The sequence below is a fragment of the Gilliamella sp. wkB108 genome (assembly GCF_001690195.1).
In the GTDB taxonomy this organism is placed as follows: Bacteria; Pseudomonadota; Gammaproteobacteria; order Enterobacterales; family Orbaceae; genus Gilliamella; species Gilliamella apicola_L.
This window is the reverse complement of record NZ_LZGM01000083.1, coordinates 25760-48565: the sequence shown is the minus strand read 5'-3', so window position 1 is coordinate 48565 and position 22806 is coordinate 25760. Positions and strand designations below refer to the sequence as shown.

The 22806-nt window shown below is 36.1% G+C and carries 16 protein-coding genes; 2 read left to right on the top strand and 14 right to left on the bottom strand.

All coding sequences use genetic code 11. The features are described from left to right. Positions 1-203: 203 nt before the first annotated feature. Positions 204-620 carry an RbsD/FucU family protein gene (locus A9G11_RS09180; protein ID WP_065619306.1) on the top strand — a complete coding sequence of 139 codons (417 nt, stop codon included), beginning with the start codon at positions 204-206 and terminating at the stop codon, positions 618-620. 441 nt (positions 621-1061) lie between these two features. Here A9G11_RS09180 and tuf read toward each other — a convergent pair whose 3' ends face one another. The 4 genes from tuf to rpsL form a co-directional block, all read right to left on the bottom strand. Then, positions 1062-2246, bottom strand: coding sequence for an elongation factor Tu (tuf, locus tag A9G11_RS09175; RefSeq protein ID WP_065618419.1), 1185 nt, complete (start codon positions 2244-2246; stop codon positions 1062-1064). 70 nt (positions 2247-2316) lie between these two features. Further along, entirely contained in the window at positions 2317-4419 is a 2103-nt protein-coding gene (gene fusA / locus A9G11_RS09170; RefSeq protein WP_065619305.1) for an elongation factor G, read from the bottom strand. A gap of 108 nt (positions 4420-4527) precedes the next feature. After that, positions 4528-4998 (bottom strand): 30S ribosomal protein S7, encoded by a 471-nt coding sequence (gene rpsG / locus A9G11_RS09165; protein ID WP_065555758.1) that lies wholly within the window; start codon positions 4996-4998, stop codon positions 4528-4530. A 101-nt stretch (positions 4999-5099) separates the two neighbouring features. Next, a complete protein-coding gene (gene rpsL / locus A9G11_RS09160; RefSeq protein ID WP_034883792.1) occupies positions 5100-5474 on the bottom strand; it encodes a 30S ribosomal protein S12 in 375 nt (124 codons plus the stop codon). A 470-nt stretch (positions 5475-5944) separates the two neighbouring features. Between rpsL and A9G11_RS09155 the strand changes: the two genes are divergently transcribed. Further along, complete coding sequence (locus A9G11_RS09155; protein ID WP_065619304.1) at positions 5945-7117, top strand: XylR family transcriptional regulator; 1173 nt, start codon at positions 5945-5947, stop codon at positions 7115-7117. Between the two features lie 92 nt (positions 7118-7209). Here the strand turns inward: A9G11_RS09155 and A9G11_RS09150 are convergent, their stop codons facing one another. The 10 genes from A9G11_RS09150 to djlA form a co-directional block, all read right to left on the bottom strand. Further along, positions 7210-8445: an MFS transporter gene (locus A9G11_RS09150; RefSeq protein WP_218056118.1), complete on the bottom strand. Its 1236-nt coding sequence runs from the start codon at positions 8443-8445 to the stop codon at positions 7210-7212. Between the two features lie 18 nt (positions 8446-8463). Next, on the bottom strand, positions 8464-10110 hold the full coding sequence (locus A9G11_RS09145; RefSeq protein ID WP_065619302.1) for a family 43 glycosylhydrolase: 1647 nt from the start codon (positions 10108-10110) through the stop codon (positions 8464-8466). 351 nt (positions 10111-10461) lie between these two features. Next, the gene (gene xylB, locus A9G11_RS09140; protein WP_065619301.1) at positions 10462-11919 is read right to left on the bottom strand and encodes a xylulokinase; all 1458 of its coding nucleotides are present in this window, start codon (positions 11917-11919) and stop codon (positions 10462-10464) included. A gap of 74 nt (positions 11920-11993) precedes the next feature. Then, positions 11994-13313, bottom strand: a complete 1320-nt coding sequence (gene xylA / locus A9G11_RS09135) for a xylose isomerase (RefSeq protein ID WP_065619300.1) — start codon at positions 13311-13313, stop codon at positions 11994-11996. A 45-nt stretch (positions 13314-13358) separates the two neighbouring features. Further along, positions 13359-14801, bottom strand: a complete 1443-nt coding sequence (gene xylE / locus A9G11_RS09130; protein WP_065619299.1) for a D-xylose transporter XylE — start codon at positions 14799-14801, stop codon at positions 13359-13361. A gap of 455 nt (positions 14802-15256) precedes the next feature. Then, complete coding sequence (locus A9G11_RS09125) at positions 15257-16567, bottom strand: NCS2 family permease (RefSeq protein ID WP_065619298.1); 1311 nt, start codon at positions 16565-16567, stop codon at positions 15257-15259. Positions 16568-16745: 178 nt separating this feature from the next. Further along, positions 16746-18554, bottom strand: coding sequence for a YbaL family putative K(+) efflux transporter (ybaL, locus tag A9G11_RS09120; protein ID WP_065619297.1), 1809 nt, complete (start codon positions 18552-18554; stop codon positions 16746-16748). Between the two features lie 220 nt (positions 18555-18774). Next, entirely contained in the window at positions 18775-20355 is a 1581-nt protein-coding gene (locus A9G11_RS09115) for a TerC family protein (RefSeq protein WP_065619296.1), read from the bottom strand. A gap of 144 nt (positions 20356-20499) precedes the next feature. Further along, complete coding sequence (locus tag A9G11_RS09110) at positions 20500-21945, bottom strand: TrkH family potassium uptake protein (protein WP_065619344.1); 1446 nt, start codon at positions 21943-21945, stop codon at positions 20500-20502. A gap of 14 nt (positions 21946-21959) precedes the next feature. Further along, on the bottom strand, positions 21960-22805 hold the full coding sequence (gene djlA, locus A9G11_RS09105) for a co-chaperone DjlA (protein WP_065619295.1): 846 nt from the start codon (positions 22803-22805) through the stop codon (positions 21960-21962). Position 22806: the final 1 nt, after the last annotated feature.

Sequence of the window (22806 nt, the reverse complement as noted above, 5' to 3'; positions counted from 1 at the left end):
TTTATTATCACAGTAAATTAGTGAAATAATGAGGGAATTAAAACAACAGCTTGTTGCTGTTGTTTAATGTATAACGATCGATTGTTACAGAAATATGACGGGTTTGTCTCAGGTGCAACAATTGACATTAATGATGGAATTTATAGAATGTAATTAGTTAACTAGGCGGGGTGCTTAGTTCTATCGTTGCATAAGGAAATAATATGATTAAGTCTGAAATTTTACATCCGGAATTACTGGCTACGTTAGCTAAATGTGGACATAAAACAAATATATTGATTACTGATAGCAATTATTCATTTGTGACAAATTCATCGCCAAATGCAACAATTATCTATCTTAATTTTTGTACTGATTTAGTCAAAAGTACGATAGTTTTAGATAAAATTCTAAATTATATTAATGTCGAAAAAGTGACACTAATGGAATATCCCCAAGATTTTGATAACACCATTGATAGTGAATATAAGGCATTACTTCCACAATCAGTTGATATTCGATATGTAGCACGTAATGATTTTTATGCTATGGCTAAATCAAATGATACGTTATTGGTAATTGCAACAGGTGAAAGTCGGTGCTTTGCCAATATCATCTTGACTGTTGGAGTAGTAGCTTAATCGTATGAACAGTAAGAGGGTTGGTGGCAACTCTCTTACTTATTTATGTGCTAAAAGCATTGGCAATGAGCTTTTCTTGAATGATAGATCCCAATAATCTATCTCTATTTTATCTTGTTTTCTAATTAATAGTCTGACCATTAGGTTTTAGGGATGAGTAGTGCGTTAAGTTGCTATTTATCGAAACATAAAAATGAATTTATTATTTTTCTCTTCGCTGGTAAATAATGCCAGTTATACTCTTGCCATAATGAAATAAATTAACTGGAAGATATTATTTATTCAACAATTAGATAGGAAGTTGTGAGTATTTTCAGTAGATTTGATTTAGATTTAAATAATTAGGTAATTAGTTATTTGTAGATAAAATAAAAAGGCGCACTATGTGCGCCTTTTCTGCTGATAAAGAGCATCAAGGATGCTCTAAATAGTTAGCTTAAATTATTTGATAACCTTAGCAACCACACCAGCACCAACAGTACGACCACCTTCACGAATCGCGAAACGTAAGCCGTCTGCCATTGCGATTGGGTGAATTAATGATACTGTCATTTTGATGTTATCACCTGGCATTACCATTTCTACACCTTCTGGTAACGCGATTGTGCCTGTTACGTCTGTTGTACGGAAGTAGAACTGTGGACGGTAACCTTTGAAGAATGGAGTATGACGACCACCTTCATCTTTGCTTAAGATATATACTTCTGATTCAAAATCTGTATGTGGTGTGATTGAACCTGGTTTTGCTAATACTTGACCACGTTCGATTTCTTCACGTTTTGTACCACGTAGTAATACACCTACGTTTTCACCAGCACGACCTTCGTCTAGTAATTTACGGAACATTTCTACACCAGTACAAGTTGTTTTTGTAGTTGGTTTAATACCTACAATTTCAACTTCTTCACCAACTTTGATTACACCACTTTCTACACGTCCTGTTACCACTGTACCACGACCTGAAATTGAGAATACATCTTCAATTGGAAGTAGGAATGGTTTATCAATATCACGTTTTGGCTCTGGAATGTAGCTGTCTAATGCTTCTGCTAATTCTACAATTTTATCTTCCCATGCTGCTTCGCCTTCTAACGCTTTTAACGCTGAACCACGAATTACTGGTGTATCATCACCTGGGAAATCGTATTGAGATAGAAGTTCACGTACTTCCATTTCAACTAATTCTAATAACTCTTCGTCATCAACCATATCACATTTGTTTAAAAATACGATGATGTAAGGAACACCTACTTGACGACCTAATAGAATATGCTCACGTGTTTGTGGCATAGGACCATCTGTTGCTGCTACTACTAAGATAGCGCCGTCCATTTGTGCTGCACCAGTGATCATGTTTTTAACATAGTCAGCATGGCCTGGGCAGTCTACGTGTGCGTAGTGACGAGTTGGTGTGTCATATTCTACGTGTGAAGTATTAATGGTGATACCACGAGCTTTTTCTTCTGGTGCATTATCGATTTGGTCGAATGCACGAGCTTGACCGCCATATTTTTTAGCAAGTACAGAAGTAATTGCTGCGGTTAAAGTTGTTTTACCGTGGTCAACGTGGCCGATTGTACCAACGTTAACGTGGGGTTTTGTACGTTCAAATTTTTCTTTAGACATCTTAATGTTCCTTTATTAAACCACTTCCCTATTTGTTATTAGGGAAGTGTTACTTTATTTATATAAATAATTATTTCGCTTTGCGAGCTTCAATAATTGCTGTTGCAATATTTGTTGGTGCTTCATTGTACTTCAAGAACTCCATAGAGTAAGAAGCACGACCTTGAGTTTGTGAACGAAGGTCTGTTGCATAACCAAACATTTCTGAAAGTGGAACTTGTGCTTTTACTGTTTTACCAGTTGCAGTGTCTTCCATTCCTTCAATCATACCACGACGACGGTTTAAGTCACCGATTACGTCACCCATATAATCTTCTGGAGTTTCAACTTCTACTTTCATAATCGGTTCTAAAAGCACAGGTTTAGCTTTCATGAAGCCATCTTTAAATGCCATTGAACCGGCAATTTTAAATGCCATTTCTGATGAGTCAACATCATGGTAAGAACCATCATAGATAGTGACTTCAACATCAACGATTGGATAACCAGCAAGAACACCGTTTTTCATTTGTTCCTGACAACCTTTATCAACCGCAGGGATGTATTCTTTAGGTACTACACCACCAACGATTTCGTTGTTGAATTTGTAACCTTCACCACCAGCTTCTAATGGTTTGATTCTTAACCATACATGACCATATTGACCACGACCACCAGACTGACGAACAAATTTACCTTCTTGTTCAACTTCATTGCGAATTGTTTCACGGTAAGCAACTTGTGGTTTACCTACATTTGCTTCCACTTTAAATTCACGTTTCATACGATCAACGATGATTTCTAAGTGAAGTTCACCCATACCAGAAATAATTGTTTGACCTGATTCTTCATCAGTGTGAACACGGAATGAAGGGTCTTCTTGTGCTAGTCGGCCTAAAGCAAGTCCCATTTTTTCTTGGTCAGCTTTAGTTTTTGGTTCAACTGCAACAGAAATTACTGGTTCAGGGAATTCCATTCTTTCAAGAATGATTGGTGCGCTTTCAGCACATAGTGTATCACCTGTAGTTACGTCTTTAAGACCGATAGCAGCAGCGATGTCACCCGCACGAACTTCTTTAATTTCTTCACGTTTGTTAGCATGCATCTGCACGATACGACCAAAACGTTCTTTTTTATCTTTAACTGAGTTAAGAACAGTATCACCAGAGTTAACCACACCAGAGTAAACACGGAAGAAAGTTAAGTTTCCAACAAATGGGTCAGTGGCAATTTTAAACGCTAATGATGAGAATGGTTCATCATCACTTGAATGACGTTCTGCTGCTTCACCATTTGGTAATTCACCTTTAATTGCTGGTACATCAGTAGGTGCTGGTAAATATTCAATTACTGCATCAAGCATAAATTGAACACCTTTGTTTTTAAAGGCACTACCACAAGTAACTAAGATGATTTCGTTAGCAAGTACGCGTTCACGTAATGCTGTTTTGATTTCTTCTTCAGTTAACTCTTCACCACCAAGGTATTTTTCCATTAACTCTTCACTAGCTTCTGCTGCTGCTTCAACTAAGTTAGCACGCCATTCTTCAACTTGATCAGCCATATCAGCAGGAACATCTTCATATGTGAATGTTACACCCTGATCTGCATCACTCCAGTTAATTGCTTTACGTTTAATTAAATCAATAACACCAGTGAAACCTTCTTCTGCGCCGATTGGTAATACTAATGGCACAGGGGTTGCAGCTAAACGTGTTTTGATCTGTTCAACAACACGTAAGAAGTTTGCACCCATACGGTCCATTTTGTTTACAAATGCGATACGCGGAACTTTATATTTGTTTGCTTGACGCCATACTGTTTCTGATTGAGGTTGTACACCACCAACCGCACAGTAAACCATTACTGCACCATCAAGAACACGCATAGAACGTTCAACTTCGATAGTAAAGTCAACGTGTCCCGGGGTGTCAATAATATTGATTCGGTGTGGTTCAAATTGTTGTCCCATACCAGACCAGAATGCAGTCGTTGCCGCAGACGTGATAGTGATACCACGTTCTTGTTCTTGTTCCATCCAGTCCATGGTAGCTGCGCCATCATGAACCTCACCAATTTTGTGACTTACACCAGTATAAAACAAAATACGTTCAGTTGTAGTTGTTTTACCTGCATCAATATGCGCACTGATACCGATATTACGGTAGCGTGCTATAGGAGTTGTACGAGCCATATTAATCCTCTATTTAGAATCGTTTGCTTAATAAAATATCATTTAAGGCGACTGAAAGCATATAAGGGCGATCAGTCTTAATTCAAGACACCAATGTGGGTGTCAGAATTACCAACGATAGTGTGCAAACGCTCTATTAGCTTCAGCCATACGATGAACATCTTCACGTTTTTTAACAGCGGTACCTTTGTTTTCAAAAGCATCCATAAGTTCATTCGCTAGGCGTAAAGCCATTGATTTATCGCCACGTTTACGAGCTGCTTCTACAATCCAACGCATTGCAAGTGCATTACGGCGAACCGGACGCACTTCAACAGGAACTTGGTATGTAGAACCACCAACGCGACGAGACTTAACTTCTACAGTTGGTCTTACGTTATCTAGTGCAACTTCGAAAGCTGCTAAGTGGTCTTTCCCACTACGCTCAGCTAATTTATCAAGAGCTGAATATACGATTGATTCTGCGATAGATTTTTTACCATCTACCATTAAAATATTTACAAATTTTGCCAGTAAATCTGAACCGAATTTCGGATCAGGTAAAATTTTTCTTTGACCGACAACATGACGACGTGGCATTGGAATACTCCGTTTATTATGTTATAAATTTTTCAGGTTTACCCAAAACTCAAATGAGTTAAATGGAATTATATAGTTTGGCCTTACTTAACGGAGTTCCATTAAGCTTTAGGTCGTTTCACACCGTATTTAGAACGGCTTTGTTTGCGATCTTTAACACCTGCGCAGTCTAATGCACCGCGAACAGTATGGTAACGAACACCAGGTAAATCTTTAACACGACCACCGCGGATTAAAATCACGCTATGTTCTTGTAAGTTATGACCTTCACCACCGATATATGAAGTTACTTCAAAACCGTTGGTTAAACGTACACGGCATACTTTACGTAATGCTGAGTTTGGTTTTTTCGGTGTAGTCGTGTAAACACGAGTACAAACACCGCGTTTTTGCGGGCATGCTTCAAGCGCAGGAACATTGCTTTTTGCTTCCTTTAGCGCTCTTGGTTTGCGTACCAGCTGATTAATTGTTGCCATTAATAAGCTCCTGATTAATTAAAAATAAATTTAAAATTGCTATTTAGATACGTAATTACTAACTGTAACCCAAGCCTATTTATATAAGTTTTGGGTCGCAAGATTCTAGACCCCAAAGGCGATAATGTCAAGTATTTCCACAAGTTCTTTACGTTGTTCGATTCAATCAAAATAGGTTTTTTCAAAACAAATAATCGTGATATTTTTCTGCATTTTGATGATATTTTCTGCTAAGGGGAAAGGATCGAAATTTATCGTTATTTGTACATTTAATTTAAGCGGTTTTGAGGAAAAAATGATGATAAAAAATCATTTTTTCTTTTAATTAAAAAATAGATATTTCATGACAAGTGATCTAGATAACAAAAATCAAAAAAAGATGTTTCTCAGGTTTATATTTTTTACATTTAAAAATCAGTTAATATTATACTTAGAAGATTGAATTTATCTGTTGCGTGAAAATAATCAGTATGAAAAATGAATCTTATAAAGTTGTATTGTTATTTAATGCAAATAATATCTATGATCGCCAGATCCTTAAAGGTATCGGTGCTTTTTTGAAAGCAAATAATATTCATTGGAATATTTATATTTCAGAAACCATGCGTTATGACACTAATATCCGTTTTAATCTCGATTGCGATGGCATCATTGCCAATTTTGATGATCCGGATATTGAGGATTTACTCATGCGAGTCGATATTCCTATTATTGGTGTCGGAACGTCTTATCCAGATGATTTAAGTTATCCTAAAGTTCCTTATGTTGCTGCTGATAATTATGCTATTGTTGAAACAGCGTTTAATCATTTGTGTGCAAAAGGGATTAATAAGTTTGCATTTTATAGTATTCCGCCAAATCGATATAGCCGTTGGGCTGGTGTTCGAGAAAAAATATTTAAGCAAATTTTGACGCAAAAAGGTTATGAAGGTTTTATTTATCAAGGAATGACAACTTCACTTGATAATTGGCAAGCAAGTTTAGATAAACTGTCAACATGGTTGCGTTCATTGCCGGTTAATACGGGAATTATTGCTGTAAATGACGCAAGGGCTCATCATATTTTACAAGCATGTGATAGGGTGGGGATAAAAATTCCAGAAGAGTTATGTTTAATCGGTATTGATAATGAGGAAGTGATTAATGATTTATCTACCGTATCTTTATCTACGGTTAAACAAGGTACAGAGGAAATGGGTTTTAATGCCGCTAGTTTATTACAAAAACAATTTTCTAAAGGTAAAGTTTCTAAATCTCCTTTACTGATCGCACCTAAAAAAATTATTGCCCGCCGTTCAACAGATTACCGTTCAGTGCAAGATCCATATGTTATTCAGGCAATTCATTATATTCGAGATTATGCTTGTAAAGGAATTAAGGTAGAGCAAGTGATTTCAGAAATGCAGATATCTCGTTCTAATTTAGAAATGCGTTTTAAAGAATCTTTGGGTAAAACTATTCACTCTGTTATCCATGAAGAAAAATTTAATCAGGCTAAATATCTGTTAATTGAGTCATCATTATCAATTCAAGCGATATCTGAGCAATGTGGTTATCCTTCGGTGCAGTATTTTTATTTTTTATTTAAAAAAATTTATGGAATGACGCCGAAAGAGTTTAGAAATAAATATGTTACGAGTTAAGTTTGATCATGATAAATCAGATTTATCATTTATTGGTATGAAAAAGAAGAAAGTTGCTTTTTATCGCCTATCTTTCTTCTTTTGCTTTATATTTATTTTTTAACTGAGCGAATGGAGAGTATTGAAATTCCACCGATCATTGCAAATATAAATGAAACCATAAAAATAGCTGAAAAACCGAACAGTGAAATAACGCAAGCAGCAATTATTGGCGCTAGTGCTTGAGTAATAGTATTACCTAAATTATAGATACCTAAAAAAAATGCTACTCTATTTTTGTCAGGAATAACTTGTAAATTTAATAAATTATCGAGCGAGTTCCATATTCCCATACCAATTCCGGCAGTGAACGCATAAATCAGAATGCCAATATGATTAGGATAGATAGATAAGCTGATTGCGCCAATACCTAAAAATATGGTAGATAAGCCAACCGGTAATTTTAATATTTTTAATTTATCCGATATTGGCCCTGCAATAAACCCCATTGAAATACCGAAGATAAGCATGATGATATTAATTAGTTGAATAGAATTTTGTGTTTCATCTGTATTACTATGCATAAAATCAGTCATAATAAATAACAAGTATCCGGTAATGGCAAAGTTACTGATGCCCTGAAAAAGTTTACCTATTAGCGCTAAATAATAGTCTCTACCAATTGACCATTTAGGAAAAATTGCTAATAAATTTTTAAATCTATTTTCATTTTTTTTCGATTTATATTTTATTGTTTGGTTAAGGTTAGATGGTTCTCTAACAATAATAACTGAAATTAATACACCAATTAATGTAATTACACCAAAAACAATAAAGCCAAACCGAAAATTACCTAAAAACATTGCGGCAATAATAGTAAATCCATTATTACCCAAAGCCATCCCTAATCCACCATACGCACTTGAGGCTGTACCTTTTCTATCATTTGCAGCAAAATCTATCCAAGCCACCATTGGGGCAACGATAAAATTCAAGGCAATTTGACCTAATAGCCAACAAAACAATAAAAAAGGAATAGTATTGGTCGTTGACGCTAATATCATCGATAACATGAATGCTATTGCACCAGCAACAATCCATGGGGTGCGATTACCAAATTTTGAGCGTGTTCTATCTGATAAATATCCTGCCACCATATTCGATATTGCAGCTGTTACCATGCCACAAGCAGAAAATAGCGCTAATAAATGAATCTTGTTATTTTCATCAATTTGTTGAATTAATGCCGGTAAAAATAGGCTTGCGGCTGCAATGTAAGGGCCTAACCATGAGGCAGGGCCGATAATCAGTCCAGGTACTAAACGAGTTAATGGAATCGTTATTTTCATAATATTCTACCTTGAATGTTAGCGATTATTTATCACATAGTAATAGTCAAAATCGGCATAAGATTGATGTTGGTAGCTATCAACTGAAGCAATAAAATTAAATAAGCCAGTAAATCCACCAATTTCACCGGGTTCACCATTTACACCTTCATCTGATAAGTAAAGCATATCTAAATCATTAATGATGGATATCCAATCTTGGTCTTGTTTGTAGAACAGTTTAACTATACCTTGTTGATAGACTAATTTGAGTTCAACAACACCGTCAGGTATTGCAATACGGTGGTTGGCAAATTCAATTCTAACGCCTAGTTTTGCTTGTAAAATAGTCAGGATTGTAGTTTTTAGTTGTTCACTATAAGTTAAATGTAGATAAAGCCAATTATTCGAATCATAGTAAAGTCCAACACCCGCGGTTTGTGAATAATGTTCAGGGTGAAATTCAACTTTAGTTTGGACTAGATAATCAAAAGAGGTGGCTCTAGTGGCCATAATCGATGGATTGACTTGAGAAAATAACGAGTTTTGCCCATATATCCTTAGGTGGCTTTGACGTTCATAACTATTTACCCAAGTACTGGATTGATGTCGATAAGGTGTCATAAACTGTAATTGGTAAGCTTGATCAAATTCATCAATCACATCATCCGTTATTTTACCTTTGATTGGAATTTGTGAATCAAATTCCATTTTAGCTAAATTAGAACCATCCGCCATAACTAACCAACCATCATCTGTCCATTGCATTTTTTGGATAGAGGTTTCGCGACCAAGGGGATTGAGTAATGTACCTTTTATTGGTCTAGACATAAGATGAGCAACATACCAATCACCATTTTGTGTCTCAACCAACGAGCCGTGTCCCGCTTTTTGCATCACTGAATTTGGGTTGTACATTTCAAAATGTCCCGCATCAGGATCACCCAATGAAAATAGATGATTAGGGGAAGAGGTAACGATAGGTTCTCCTGAAGGATGAGGTTGATAAGGACCAAAAATATTTTTACTACGTCCTATTTCAATGCCATGAGCATAACCCGTACCGCCTGCCGCTATTAATAAATAATAGTAGTGATCCTTTTTATACAGTTGTGGTGCTTCAGCACATCCTCTCGTAGTAAAGCCTTGAGTTACTCGAACCCATGGAGAAATTAATTTGCCAGTGGTTAAATCAACTTCAGCTATTACGATATGACCAGGGGCTTGATGTCCTTGACGTGTTTCCCACTCTAAAATAGTTAAATAATGTTTGCCATCGTCATCATGAAATAATGCGGGATCGAAGCCAATAGAAGTTAAATAAATAGGAGAAGACCAAGGACCTTGAATATTATCGGCACAAATCGCATAGGTATCGGCATTAAACTCTCGACCAGCCATATTCATCATGTGAGAATAAATTAACCAATATTTTTTATTAATTGGATCATAAGATAAATGTGGTGCCCATACGCCTGCTGGTGTATTTGTTCCGGATAAGTTTATTTCACCATTTTTAAAAATATAATCAATTAATACCCAATTAGATAAATCATGGGATTTAAAAATTTGGATTGCAGGTTGCCAATGAAAGGTAGAGGTTGCAATGTAATAGGTATTATCCACACGAATAATGGATGGATCCGGTGACATACCTGATATGACAGGATTTTTTATCTTAGGCATTTTTATTTTTCTCTTAGTATTAGATGATTGATAACGCAAAAAATATATGTTGAAAAATAGATGAAATTTAATATTTCTTATTTAAATATAATTTATCTACTTATGATTTGTTATTACCAAATTTGGTTTCAAATTTACGAAATTTTATTTATGAGATATACGTCACATATATTGATATATATAGATAAATAAAGGTATTAATTTAAAGTTGTATATAGTAATAAGAGAAAGGGGATTGTTATGGTGAAATGATATATTTTGATTAATATCTTATTAATATCATGCTTGAATATTATAGAGTAAAGTAAAATGCAGAAATCATTAATATAATGAAATTCTGCACTATTAGCATTAAGACATAAGCGGTTTAAGTTGTTGATATAAATTTCTAAAAATCACTCGCTGTTTTTGATGATATTCATATTGATTCATATTAGGTTGATGGATTTGAACTATAGGTAATTCAGGTAAAAGTATGTTAAGTGGTTTGTCTGAATTACAAGCGATTTGTGCCAGTTTAGCTGCACCTAATGCGGGTCCTACATCACCACCTTCACAGTATTGTATTTTATAACCAGATACGTCGCTAATAAGTTGTCGCCAGTATGAACTTCTTGCACCACCACCAATAATAATGATTTTATCCGGCGAAATGCCGAATTGGTGAATGACGTCTATACAATCAACCAATGCATAAGTTACGCCCAATAATACCGCTTTGGCAAGATCGGTTTTATTGTGTTGATGAGTTAATCCAAAAAATACACCTTTAGCCGTAGGATTGTTATGTGGTGTTCTTTCTCCTGATAGATAAGGTAAAAATTGTACAGCTGGTTTGTCCGTTGATTGATCTGCTTCAATTAAAGAAAATAGGGTTGGTACATCTTTAATATCTAATAATTTACAAGCCCAATCAAGGCAGGAAGCACAGCTTAACATTACTGACATAAGATGCCAGCGTTCAGGTAATGCGTGGCAAAAACTGTGAATCGCTTGTTCGGGTTTACTCATAAAACGATCTGTAACAACAAAATAAACACCAGAAGTACCTAGTGATAACATTGCTTGTCCTGGTTGATAAAGACCAACGCCGATAGCGCCTGCGGCATTATCTCCTGCGCCAGCAATAACGGGAACTTTATTGATCCCCCAATGTTTAGCAAGGTCATCATTAATATATCCGGTAATTTGGTTTCCTTCAAAAAGTGCTGGCATATGTTGTCGATTTAAACCACAAGCTTGTAAGAGTTGATCGTTCCAGTCACGTTTTTCAACATCTAACCACATTGTCCCTGCGGCATCAGACATGTCAGATGCAAATTTCCCTGTCATTTTGAAACGTATGTAGTCTTTAGGAAGCAATACTTTATCTATTTGAGCAAAAATATCAGGTTCATTTTTTTGTACCCATTTTATTTTGGGTGCTGTAAATCCCGCCATCATTAAATTGCCGGTGATTTGTCTAGAAGTTGGTACTAAGCTTTCTAGCTCTTGACACTCTTTATCACAACGACCGTCATTCCATAAAATAGCGGGTCTTAAAACGTGAGATTGTTTGTTTAATAACACTGCACCATGCATTTGACCACTAAGCCCAATGGCTTTTACTTGTTGTAAATTGTGTTGTTTACTTAATTGTTCAATGGCTAAACTGGTTGCTTGCCACCATTCGGCAGGATCTTGCTCTGACCATAAAGGATGAGGGCGAGATATAGACAGTTTTTGTGTGTTAGATGCGATAATCTTTTGGTGTTCATCCATTAATATGGCTTTTACGCCCGATGTACCTAAATCAATACCAATATACATATTTGTTCTCCACAATAAGTATATAAGGACCGCTTAATAAAGCGGTCCTGTTATGTTTACATTGAATGATAGTTTTATCCAAAAATAAACTTATTCACTATATTTTCTAGTTTTTCTTGTTGTCCACTATGTGCTTTAGGTTGTATATCATGTTGTAGACAGTATTCGGCGATCTGTTGTAGTGACATTTCACCTTGTAAAATGCTTTTACCTAATTTTTTGTCCCAATTACTATAGCGGTCGAGAACAATTTGATTTAGTGTTTTATCTTCAAGCATTTTGGCTGCACATTTTAATGATAATGCCATTGTGTCCATAGCGCCGATATGTCCATAAAATACATCATATTTATCAATGCTTTGTCGACGTATTTTTGCATCGAAGTTTAAACCACCTGTTTTGAAACCACCGCCTTTTAAAATTTCATACATGACAAGTGTATTTTCTTCCACACTATTTGGGAATTGATCGGTATCCCAACCTAGTTGAGGATCGCCTCTGTTAGCATCTAGGGAACCAAAAATATCAAGTGCGATTGCTGAGGCAATCTCATGTTGGAATGTATGACCTGCTAATGTGGCATGATTTGCTTCAATATTGACTTTTATTTCCTTTTCTAAGCCAAATTGTTTTAAGAAACCATATATTGTTGCTACATCATAGTCGTATTGGTGTTTAGTTGGTTCTTGTGGTTTAGGTTCAATTAATAAAGTACCTTTAAATCCAATTTTATGTTTGTTTTCAACGACCATTTGCATAAACTTGCCAACTTGTTCGCGTTCTTTGCGTAAGTCTGTGTTTAGTAGCGTTTCATATCCTTCTCTTCCGCCCCATAGCACATAGTTTTGTCCGCCTAATTTATGGGTAGCATTCATTGCGTGAACCACTTGCGTTGCAGCATAGGCAAAAATTTCTGGATCTGGATTGGTTGCAGCTCCTGCAGCATAACGAGGGTTAGTGAAGCAATTAGCTGTACCCCATAATAAGTTTACTCCAGTTTCTTGTTGTTTTTTAAGGAATATATCAGTCATTATTGATAAGTTATTAATATATTCTTTAACTGAATTTCCTTCAGGCGCGATGTCAACATCATGGAAAGCATAAAAAGGAACGTTCAATTTGTAAAAAAACTCGAAAGCAACATCGGCTTTAGCTTTGGCATTTACTAATGGATCAGCATTTCTTTGCCAAGGATAATCAAACGAATTGGTACCAAACATGTCGGTTCCAGCCCAACAAAATGTATGCCAATAACAAGCTGAGAATCGTAAATGTTCAGCCATTGTTTTGCCTAATATTTTTTGTTGTGGATTATAGTGTCTAAATGCAAAAGGATTGTCAGTTTCTGTTCCTTCGTAGTTAATGCGTTCTATTTTGTCGTAATATTGTTTCATAATATTCTCCTAAATACGGTTATGAAATTTAATTTAATGTTGTACTTATTTGTTCCAGAACTGTTCAAGTTCTTCTAACGATTTTCCTTTCGTTTCAGGTAACCATTTCCATATGAAAATAGCTGCCACTACGCTGATAACTCCATATAACCAATAGGCAAATCCATTGTTAAAATGAGAGACAAGGTAGGTGTTTTTATCCATGATAGGGAAGGTCCATGATACCAAGTAATTGGCAATCCATTGTGCGGCAACAGCAATAGAAAGCGCTTTACTTCGAATGGAGTTAGGGAATATTTCAGACAATAGTACCCAACATACAGGCCCCCATGAGATAGCAAAAGAAGCGATGTAAAACAGCATAGAAGTAAGTGCAATACTTGCTGGTAGTTGTAAAAAGAAGGTTGTTCCTAATGTGATCATGCCAATTGCCATGCCAATAGCGCCGATGATCTGTAATGGTTTACGTCCAAATTTATCAACGGTGAAGATAGCAATAGTGGTAAATGATAGGTTAATAACACCAACAATAATGGTTTGTAATAATGCAGAATCTGTACTTGCACCTAAGTTTTTAAATACTTCCGGTGCATAATAAAGTACAACATTAATACCCATTAATTGTTGGAATGCGGATAATAAAATTCCGATAATAATAACGCCAATACCATATTTTAATAGTGGGCTACTCTTTTTATTTGAATTAGAAGATAGCGAGCTAATTATACTATTAAGTGCTTCTTCTGCTCTTTGACTTCCTAAAATACGAGCTAGAATATTTTGAGCTTTGCCTATTTTATTTTGTGCAGTTAGCCAGCGAGGGCTTTCCGGAACGGTAAATAATAAACCAAAGAAAAGTAGCGCAGGGATAGCTAGTGATAAGAACATATATCGCCAACCAACAATATTTAACCAAACCGGATCGCCTGAACTTGCTATTGCGTAATTAACACAATAGACCAGAAGTTGGCCAAAAATAATTGCGAACTGGTTAAAAGAGACGAGTTTACCTCTAATTTCAGCTGGGGCAACTTCAGCAATGTACATTGGTGATAACATGGAAGCTAAGCCAACACCAATTCCGCCGACGATGCGATAAAATACAAATTCAGGAACATATCCTGCTAAATAGTAAGGGATTTCTTGTGATTCTACTGAACGAAATCCTAATTCAGGCCAAGCAGATCCAATTGCAGCGATGAAAAATAAAAATGCGGCAATCAATAATGAATTGCGGCGACCAAAACGGTTACTTAAATATCCTCCCATTAAACCGCCGATGATACAACCAATTAAAGCACTTGCCACACAAAAACCTAGTAAGGAGTTGGCAGCGGTTTCACTTAAATGTTGAGGTTCGACGAAGACTTTTGATATAGACCCAACTGTTCCAGAAATAACAGCGGTGTCATAGCCAAATAATAAACCACCTAAAGTTGCAACTAGAGTGATTCTGAAAACGTATAATGAATTGTAATGCGTACTCATATTTCATTCCTGCTTATCAAGTTAAGTTTAGATAAAAATAATCTGAACTGCTCATTTAATATGCATGAATTTTTACACTTACAACAATTATTAAATTTCGTAAGCATTTTATGTTTTTTTGTTTTTGTGAAGTAGATCAAACTCCACTTAGAAAATGACTTGTATTGAATTGATTTTTTAACAGATTGTTAATAATTATATGATTTATAAGGGTTTTGTTTTTAGCGTTTGCGCTGAACAACAAATTGTATGGCTGATGATTTTATTGCTGATATTTATTCTAAATTATGGATCTCAGCTTATTTTATCTTTATTTATATGAGGTTAGTTGAAAGGCGATCGACATGATTTAAAAATAATTGTTATTTGTTTAGTGGTGAATTTTTTATTTAATTTCTATCAATTTGCGGAATTATTTCTATCGCTTTTCAGCGATAGAAATTTAATGCTCAAAATTAATGATGATCGATAAAGATAAATTTCAAAGCAAATAGGAGAGCAAAGATAATTACACAAAGGTTTAACTCTTTGAATTTTCCTGTAAACGTTTTTAATATTACATATGAAATAAAGCCAAGCGCTACACCTTCAGTAATTGCAAAAGCAAAAGGCATCATTAGTGCGGTAATAAAAGCAGGGGTAGCGTCGGTTAAATCAGACCAGTTAACTTTGACTAAACTTGAAATCATTAAGATCCCAACAAAAATCAGCGCACCGGAAGTGGCATAACTTGGTACGAGATGAGCAAGTGGTGATAAGAAGGTGACAATTAAAAATAATATTCCAACCACAACGGCTGTTAGTCCTGTTCGTCCACCCACGGAGATGCCTGCTGAACTTTCAATGTAAGTTAATACTGAGGAAGTACCAAATAATCCACCAAGAGAAGAACTAAAGCTGTCGATTAATAGTGCTTGACGCATTTTCGGGAAACGACCTCTTTCATCAGAAATTCCCGCTTTATCTGTCAGAGCTAAAATGGTTCCCGATGAATCAAATAAGCTGACAATCATTATCGAGAAGATAACCCCCATGATACCTACATTAAGTGAACCGGCTAAATCAACATGTCCTACAACGCTGGTGACACTTGGTGGCATGGAGATAATCCCATTGTAATGGATATCAGGATCTAACCATAATGCAAATAATGTGACCACTAAAATGGAGATTAATATGGCAGCGTGAAAATTACGAGCAGCTAAAATAATAATAATAAAAAAACCAAGTGAACCAAGTAGCACTTTAAGAGATAAAATATTTCCCATGGTTAATAGTGTTGCAGGAGAAGATACCACAAGTCCCATGTTTTGAAACCCCATAAAGGCAATAAATAATCCGATACCGGCACTAATACCAACACGTAAACATTGAGGAATATGTTTTATTAGCCAATGGCGTACTTTGAATAGGGATAAGGCGAAGAAAATCAACGAACCCCAAAAAATTGCGCCCATACCAATTTGCCAAGAGTATCCCATTGCACCACAAATCCCATAGGCAAAAAATACATTAAGTCCCATAGCCGGGGCTAAGGCAATAGGTAAGTTAGCAACTAAACCCATTAAAATAGTGGCAAATGCAGTAACTAAACAGGTTAAGACAAAGACGACAGAGGTGTCCATGCCGGTTGAAGATAGAATAGAGGGGTTAACAAAGATGATATAGACCATAGTAAGGAAAGTGGTACATCCGGCGATAATTTCAGTACCGGCAGTTGTTTTTTTCTCTTTCAATTGGAATATTTTTTCGAATATAGAATTCATAAATTAAGGCTCAATTTAGGTTAATGATAATGCATATTCATATAGCATACAGGCTGCATCTTTACCGAAAGTTGGTAAAAATTAAAAAACCAGAGATGTGGAGTAATAACTCCACATGCTAAAGTTAAATAAAAATTCAACTGCGATATTATTGCTAGTTCTTTAAGTAAATCAAGCTTTATTCTATGGGACTTCCATTACCACTAGGAAGATTGACATTAATTGCAATGTTAGTTTTTTCTTTATCTTCGTTTTTTTGGCTTTCAGATGTGTTAGGGTTAAATTTCGTTTGAGTGATTACTGTTTTGTTATTCGTTTTTGTCGTTTGGGTATTGGAATCGAAATTGAGTAATTCAATAATATGTTTGGCAATTTCTTCTTCACCGGTGATCACTTTTGTTACACCATGATCTTCAATATATTCAATTTCATCATCAAAACAAGCTCGGGCATAGATTATTAAATCAGGGCGCACTTCTTTGGCATGTTGTGATATTTCTCCCGTTTTGTAACCATTTGGTGAAGTAATAATTAGCCATTTAGCCGTTTGTAAATGAGCGAGTTCAAGTATTTGTGGTTTAACGGCATTGCCAAATATTGCAATAAGACCTTCATGACGGATCTGTTCAATTAGCGTTAATGAACTATCAATAACGGCGAAAGGGATCCCTTGTTCAGCGAGTTTTTTTGCTATTGAACTGCCTAGCCTACCATGTCCTATTAAGATTGCATGATTTTCTAAAGGAGGGATGTTTTCGTTAATTTCAGTAATTGGGTCAATAATTTTGTCAACAATCGTTTCGGTTCGAGATAGGTAGTGTTCCAAAATATTAAATACAAATGGGTTAAGAACAATCGATATGATTGAACCAGCTAGGATCAGACTATGTGCTTCTTCAGGAAAGATTTGTAGACTAATACCAAGAGCGGCGAGGATATAGGCAAACTCACCAATTTGAGCTAGGCTTGCTGAAATGGTTAATGCTGTGCGTTTGGAACGTCCAAATAGTCGGACGATGAAGTAGGCTGCCAGTGATTTACCTAACACGATAATCAGAATAGTTAGTAGTACTGCGATCGGATGTATAAATAATATTTGCGGTTTAAATAACATGCCGACAGATACAAAGAACAGTACCGCAAAAGCATCTTTAAGAGGAAGGATATTTTTAGCTGCGCGGTGACTAAAATCGGATTCAGTTAATACCATACCCGCGAAAAAGGCACCTAGTGCAAATGAGGCGCCAAATAGTTTTACTGCGGCTAATGCAATACCTAGCGCAATGGCTAATACCGATAATGTGAATAGTTCTTCAGATCCGGTACATGCGCTTTTGGCGAGTAACCAGGGAATAACCCGACGACCAAATAAAATCATAATAGCGATAAAAAGGATCACAAGTCCTATTGTTTTTGACACTTCTGTTAAGATGTCTAGGTAATTATAGTGATCACTATCACTAAACATAGTGGCAATCGCAGGTAGTAGTACAAGGGTTAATACCATCACTAAATCTTCAACAATTAACCAACCAATAGCGATACGTCCTCGTTGGCTTTCGACTAAATTACGTTCTTCTAGCGCTCTTAGTAATACCACTGTGCTAGCGGTTGATAGGCATAGACCAAATACCAAGCCGGTTAGTAATGACCAATCCATCATCTGAGACATGGCTAAGCCAAGTAATGTAGCTACTGTAATTTGTACAATAGCGCCGGGAATGGCAATATTTTTAACGGCCATTAGATCTTTTATCGAAAAGTGTAATCCCACGCCAAACATTAATAGTATGATGCCAATTTCAGCAAGTTCTTTGACAATGGCGGTATCAGCGACGAAGCCGGGTGTGCTAGGACCAAAAATAATGCCAGCAATTAAGTATCCAACTAAAGGAGAAATACGTAAGCGTTGAGCAATTAATCCAAGTATAGCTGCTAAAACAATGCCGCCGATGATCGTGATGAGTAAAGGGCTAATATCATGCATGTATACCTCCTGACTTTATGATGACAAAAATTGAGAGTTAACATTGATGAAACATGGAGAGTTAATGTTAACATGACATGATGATTTTTGATGTTTAAGTATGATTTTAATTGTAAAAATAGGTAGAAATAATCATGATTTTTAGTTAATGAAGATCGTTTTATTTAAGCTATTTTAGCTCATTAGTAATGAGCTAAAATAATTATTATTAATTATATTGTTAATTAGAAGTGGATGGTGTTGCGGTTTTGTTTAGGCTAATTTTAACTTTTACAATACGATGACTTTCTATTTCGATAACTTCAAATAGATAATCCCCAATTTGTATGGTTTCACCGACATTAAGTAGATGTTGCGCTTTCTCCATTAAAAGCCCGGCCAGTGTGTGATATTCCCGTTTATCATCGATCTGAATTGGTACAAAGCGAACTAACTCTTCAACAGGTATATAACCATTGGCAATCCAACTATTATTGTCCAGACACTGAATGTCATGTTTTGCATCAATTTCTTCTTCTTCGGTTGGAAAATCACCCGCAATCGTTTCGATAATATCAGTTACTGAAACTACACCTTGCATAGAGCCAAATTCATCGACGACAAAAGCAAAATGGGTTTTGGCTTTTTTGAATTGATCTAACGCGACCAATAATGATACCGTTTCTGGAAAGATGAGAGGTTGTTTGATCAAAGCGTTAATGTCGATAGGCTCTTTTTTCTGCAATACATCTTTCAGTAGATCATTAACCTGAATTATCCCTAATGGTTCGTCAATAGAGGCGTTATCAGTTACCACTAAACGCGAGTGAGGATTATCAAAAATCTCTTTTAAAATAACATTACGATCATCATTGATATTAACCATATCAACATCGAGTCTTGATGTCATAATACTACTGACCGAACGTTGGGCAAGTCCAAGTACACGTTCGACCATGCTAAGTTCCTGATGATTGAAAACTGAGACTTTTTTGTTGGAGTCTGATACTAAATCTATAGTATGTGTGTCAGGATCTTCTTCTGCATCGCCTCTAAGTAAGTGTAAAATAGCTTCGGCAGTACGTTCGCGTAATGGTTTTTTATTTAGAACTTTTCGGCGATTGAATATGGCTAATTGATTAAAAAATTCAATCATGATTGAGAAGCCGATAGCGGCATATAAATAGCCCTTAGGAATAACAAAACCAAACCCTTCAGCGACTAAACTAAAGCCTATCATTAATAAGAAGCTTAAGCAGAGAATTACTATCGTGGGATGTGAGTTGACAAAATAAGCCAATGGCTTACTTGCAACCATCATGATGCCTATTGCTATGCAGACCGCAATAATCATGACAGGAATATGTTCAACCATGCCAACTGCGGTGATCACTGAATCGAGTGAGAATACGGCATCTAATACTACAATTTGTGCAACAACAGTCCAGAAATGAGATGTTTTTTTCGGTTTTCCGTCTTCGTGTGATGCACCTTCAAGACGTTCGTTGAGTTCCATTGTTGCTTTAAATAGCAAAAATATTCCCCCGATTAGCATAATTAGTTGGCGTGCGTTGAAACTGATATCAAAGGCCGAAAATAATGGCGTGGTGAGTGTCACTAACCAACCAGTAAACATCAATAAAAGGATTCGGGTAACTAGTGCAAAGGCAAGACCAGTAATGCGTGCTTTATCTCGTTGCTGAGCTGGAAGTTTCTCGGCAAGGATGGCAATAAAAACAATATTATCAATACCAAGGACGATTTCAAGTACAATAAGTGTGGATAAACCAATCCAGATTGTAGGATCCATGATCCATTCCATATGTCAGGTGATTACCTCTAATAAACACAGCACATGCTGCCTAGTAATTCTGTCTGTAATTGCTTAAATAATCAATAAAATATTTATAAAATTTGTTATTTATGTTGAAAAGTTTCAGGTTAGGTATATGTTTCAGTATAAATTTTAACTTCGCCAAAATGTTGGCGTGAATAAAACCAGTAGCGTAAATATTTCGAGTCGTCCAAATAGCATATCTACAACCATTACCCATTTTACCATGTCACTCACACTGGCAAAGTTATCACTTACACTGCCAAGTCCTACACCTAAGTTGTTTAGCGATGAAGCGACAACATAAAAAGAGTCAGTAGCATCAATACCCGATGCCATAATGATAAAAAGACTGATTAAAAATACGAGCGCGTAGGCTGAGAAAAATCCCCAAACAGCTTCGATGATCCTTTCTGGTACTACTCGGTGATTTAGTTTTAATGTGTAAATCGCATTTGGGTGGATCAGGCGTTTTAATTCACGAGAGCCTTGCATAAACAGGAGTAGAACTCGAACGACTTTTAGTCCACCACCTGTTGAACCTGCACAACCACCTATAAATGAAGCACATAGTAAAAAAATGGGTAATGACGATGGCCAAGTATTGATGTCATCAACGGTAAAACCAACGGTAGCCACTACAGATACAACTTGCAGTACTATTTTGTCCGGGCTAAGTTCTCGATTAGGTTGATATATATATATGACACTTGCGCAGATTATTATTAAGATTAATAAAATAAATACGAAAGTTCTAAATTCTTGATCTCGCCAGTAAACTTTAAGTGAAAAGCCACTCAGTGAAGCAAAATGTAAAGCAAAATTACAACCAGATAAAATCAGAAATAGGGTAACAATGTAATTAATGGTAGCACTGTTAAAATAAGCGAGGTTTTGATCATGTGTTGAAAATCCCCCCATTGAAATGGTGGAGAAACTATGCGAGATGGCATCAAAGACATCCATACCAGCAAACCATAAGCAGATTGCACATAGTGTGGTGAGCAATATATAAATTGACCATAATGTTTTTGCTGTTTCAGCAATACGAGGTCGCATTTTACTATCTTTTTGTGGACCGGGAATTTCAGCTCGATATAGTTGCATTCCCCCAACACCTAATAGTGGTAAAATCGCTACAGCTAATACGATAATACCCATTCCACCTAACCATTGTAACAATTGCCGATAAAAAAGCAGGGCTTTAGGGAGGTGATCTAATTGAACAATTGTGGTAGCCCCTGTCGTTGTTAAACTAGAAAAGGATTCAAAGAAAGCCGTGGTTAGATTGAGATTAATATGGTGATCAAAAATAAAAGGGAATGCACCAATAGTGCCAAGAACAACCCAAAAAAGTACGACAATAAAAAATCCTTCACGAGTACTTAATTCATGGCGGTGATTGCGATTGGGTAACCATAGTAGACATCCAAGAATAAAGGCTGCAATGAATGATCGGACAAAAATTGCTCCCGCCCCGTCTCGATATATTAATGCCACTAGTGCCGGAAGTAACATAAAAACTGAAAGCAGAGTAATGAGTAAACCGACAATCCTGATAATTGAGCGCCAATGCATCATAGGTGTAATCTCTATTTAAATCCACGCGAGGTTTTAATTAAATCATAAGCGGCTTGGATCTCTTGAGCCCGCTTTTTAGCCACTTCAAGCATCTCTTTGGGTAAGCCTTTTGAGACTAGTTTGTCGGGATGATGTTCATTCATTAATTTTCGGTAAGCCCTTTTTATTTCTGAAATTTCAGCGGAGGCTTCTACACCTAAAATTCGATAAGCATTTTGTAGATCGGTTTCTGTTGAGCGTTGTTGGTAGCCACCATAGTTATTACGTTGTTGATATTCATAACGGTGATCTTGTTGGTTGGTATATCCTTGTTGATGAAAATGATAACTTCCCATCATCATTTGAATATACATTGCCATTCGTTGACGTGGAATATTAAACTCTTGAGCTACTATAAAGAGAATTTGTAGTTCTTTTTCATCTAAATTACCGTCAATTAATGCAGCTTGAATTAATTGCTCACAAAAAATATTTAAAACATTGCGTCGATAGCGATACTGATTATAGAGTTCTTTCAAACGAGAGCGAAGTGGGTAATCACTCGCTTTACCACGATTAAAGGATTCTTGGGCTAATTGGCGACTGTGGCTATCGAGTTGCAGTCGATCCATAAACTGTCGAGCTAAATTAATATCGTCTTGGGTGACTACGCCTTTAGCTTTACTTAAATGCCCAAGTACTTCAAAAACAACAGTTAAGTAGAGAGTAGGGTTGGCATGTGTTCTTTGTTCGGTTAATTTATTACAAAAAGTTTGGTAGAGCATTGGACCTATAAATAGTCCAATGACAAATCCCCAACCAGTTTTCAACATAAGGCTTAATACAAAGCCGGTAATAATTGCCCAAATAAGAGACATA

Bases quoted from the DNA above. Each gene is read 5' to 3' on its own strand.
- ybaL (WP_065619297.1), bottom strand. From the start codon at position 18,554: ATGCATGATATTAGCCCTTTACTCATCACGATCATCGGCGGCATTGTT.
- A9G11_RS09145 (WP_065619302.1), bottom strand. From the start codon at position 10,110: ATGCCTAAGATAAAAAATCCTGTCATATCAGGTATGTCACCGGATCCA.
- rpsG (WP_065555758.1), bottom strand. From the start codon at position 4,998: ATGCCACGTCGTCATGTTGTCGGTCAAAGAAAAATTTTACCTGATCCG.
- xylA (WP_065619300.1), bottom strand. From the start codon at position 13,313: ATGAAACAATATTACGACAAAATAGAACGCATTAACTACGAAGGAACA.
- A9G11_RS09180 (WP_065619306.1), top strand. From the start codon at position 204: ATGATTAAGTCTGAAATTTTACATCCGGAATTACTGGCTACGTTAGCT.
- djlA (WP_065619295.1), bottom strand. From the start codon at position 22,805: ATGTCTCTTATTTGGGCAATTATTACCGGCTTTGTATTAAGCCTTATG.
- xylB (WP_065619301.1), bottom strand. From the start codon at position 11,919: ATGTATATTGGTATTGATTTAGGTACATCGGGCGTAAAAGCCATATTA.
- tuf (WP_065618419.1), bottom strand. From the start codon at position 2,246: ATGTCTAAAGAAAAATTTGAACGTACAAAACCCCACGTTAACGTTGGT.
- rpsL (WP_034883792.1), bottom strand. From the start codon at position 5,474: ATGGCAACAATTAATCAGCTGGTACGCAAACCAAGAGCGCTAAAGGAA.
- A9G11_RS09155 (WP_065619304.1), top strand. From the start codon at position 5,945: ATGAAAAATGAATCTTATAAAGTTGTATTGTTATTTAATGCAAATAAT.
- A9G11_RS09125 (WP_065619298.1), bottom strand. From the start codon at position 16,567: ATGAATTCTATATTCGAAAAAATATTCCAATTGAAAGAGAAAAAAACA.
- xylE (WP_065619299.1), bottom strand. From the start codon at position 14,801: ATGAGTACGCATTACAATTCATTATACGTTTTCAGAATCACTCTAGTT.
- A9G11_RS09150 (WP_218056118.1), bottom strand. From the start codon at position 8,445: ATGAAAATAACGATTCCATTAACTCGTTTAGTACCTGGACTGATTATC.
- A9G11_RS09110 (WP_065619344.1), bottom strand. From the start codon at position 21,945: ATGCATTGGCGCTCAATTATCAGGATTGTCGGTTTACTCATTACTCTG.
- fusA (WP_065619305.1), bottom strand. From the start codon at position 4,419: ATGGCTCGTACAACTCCTATAGCACGCTACCGTAATATCGGTATCAGT.
- A9G11_RS09115 (WP_065619296.1), bottom strand. From the start codon at position 20,355: ATGGAATGGATCATGGATCCTACAATCTGGATTGGTTTATCCACACTT.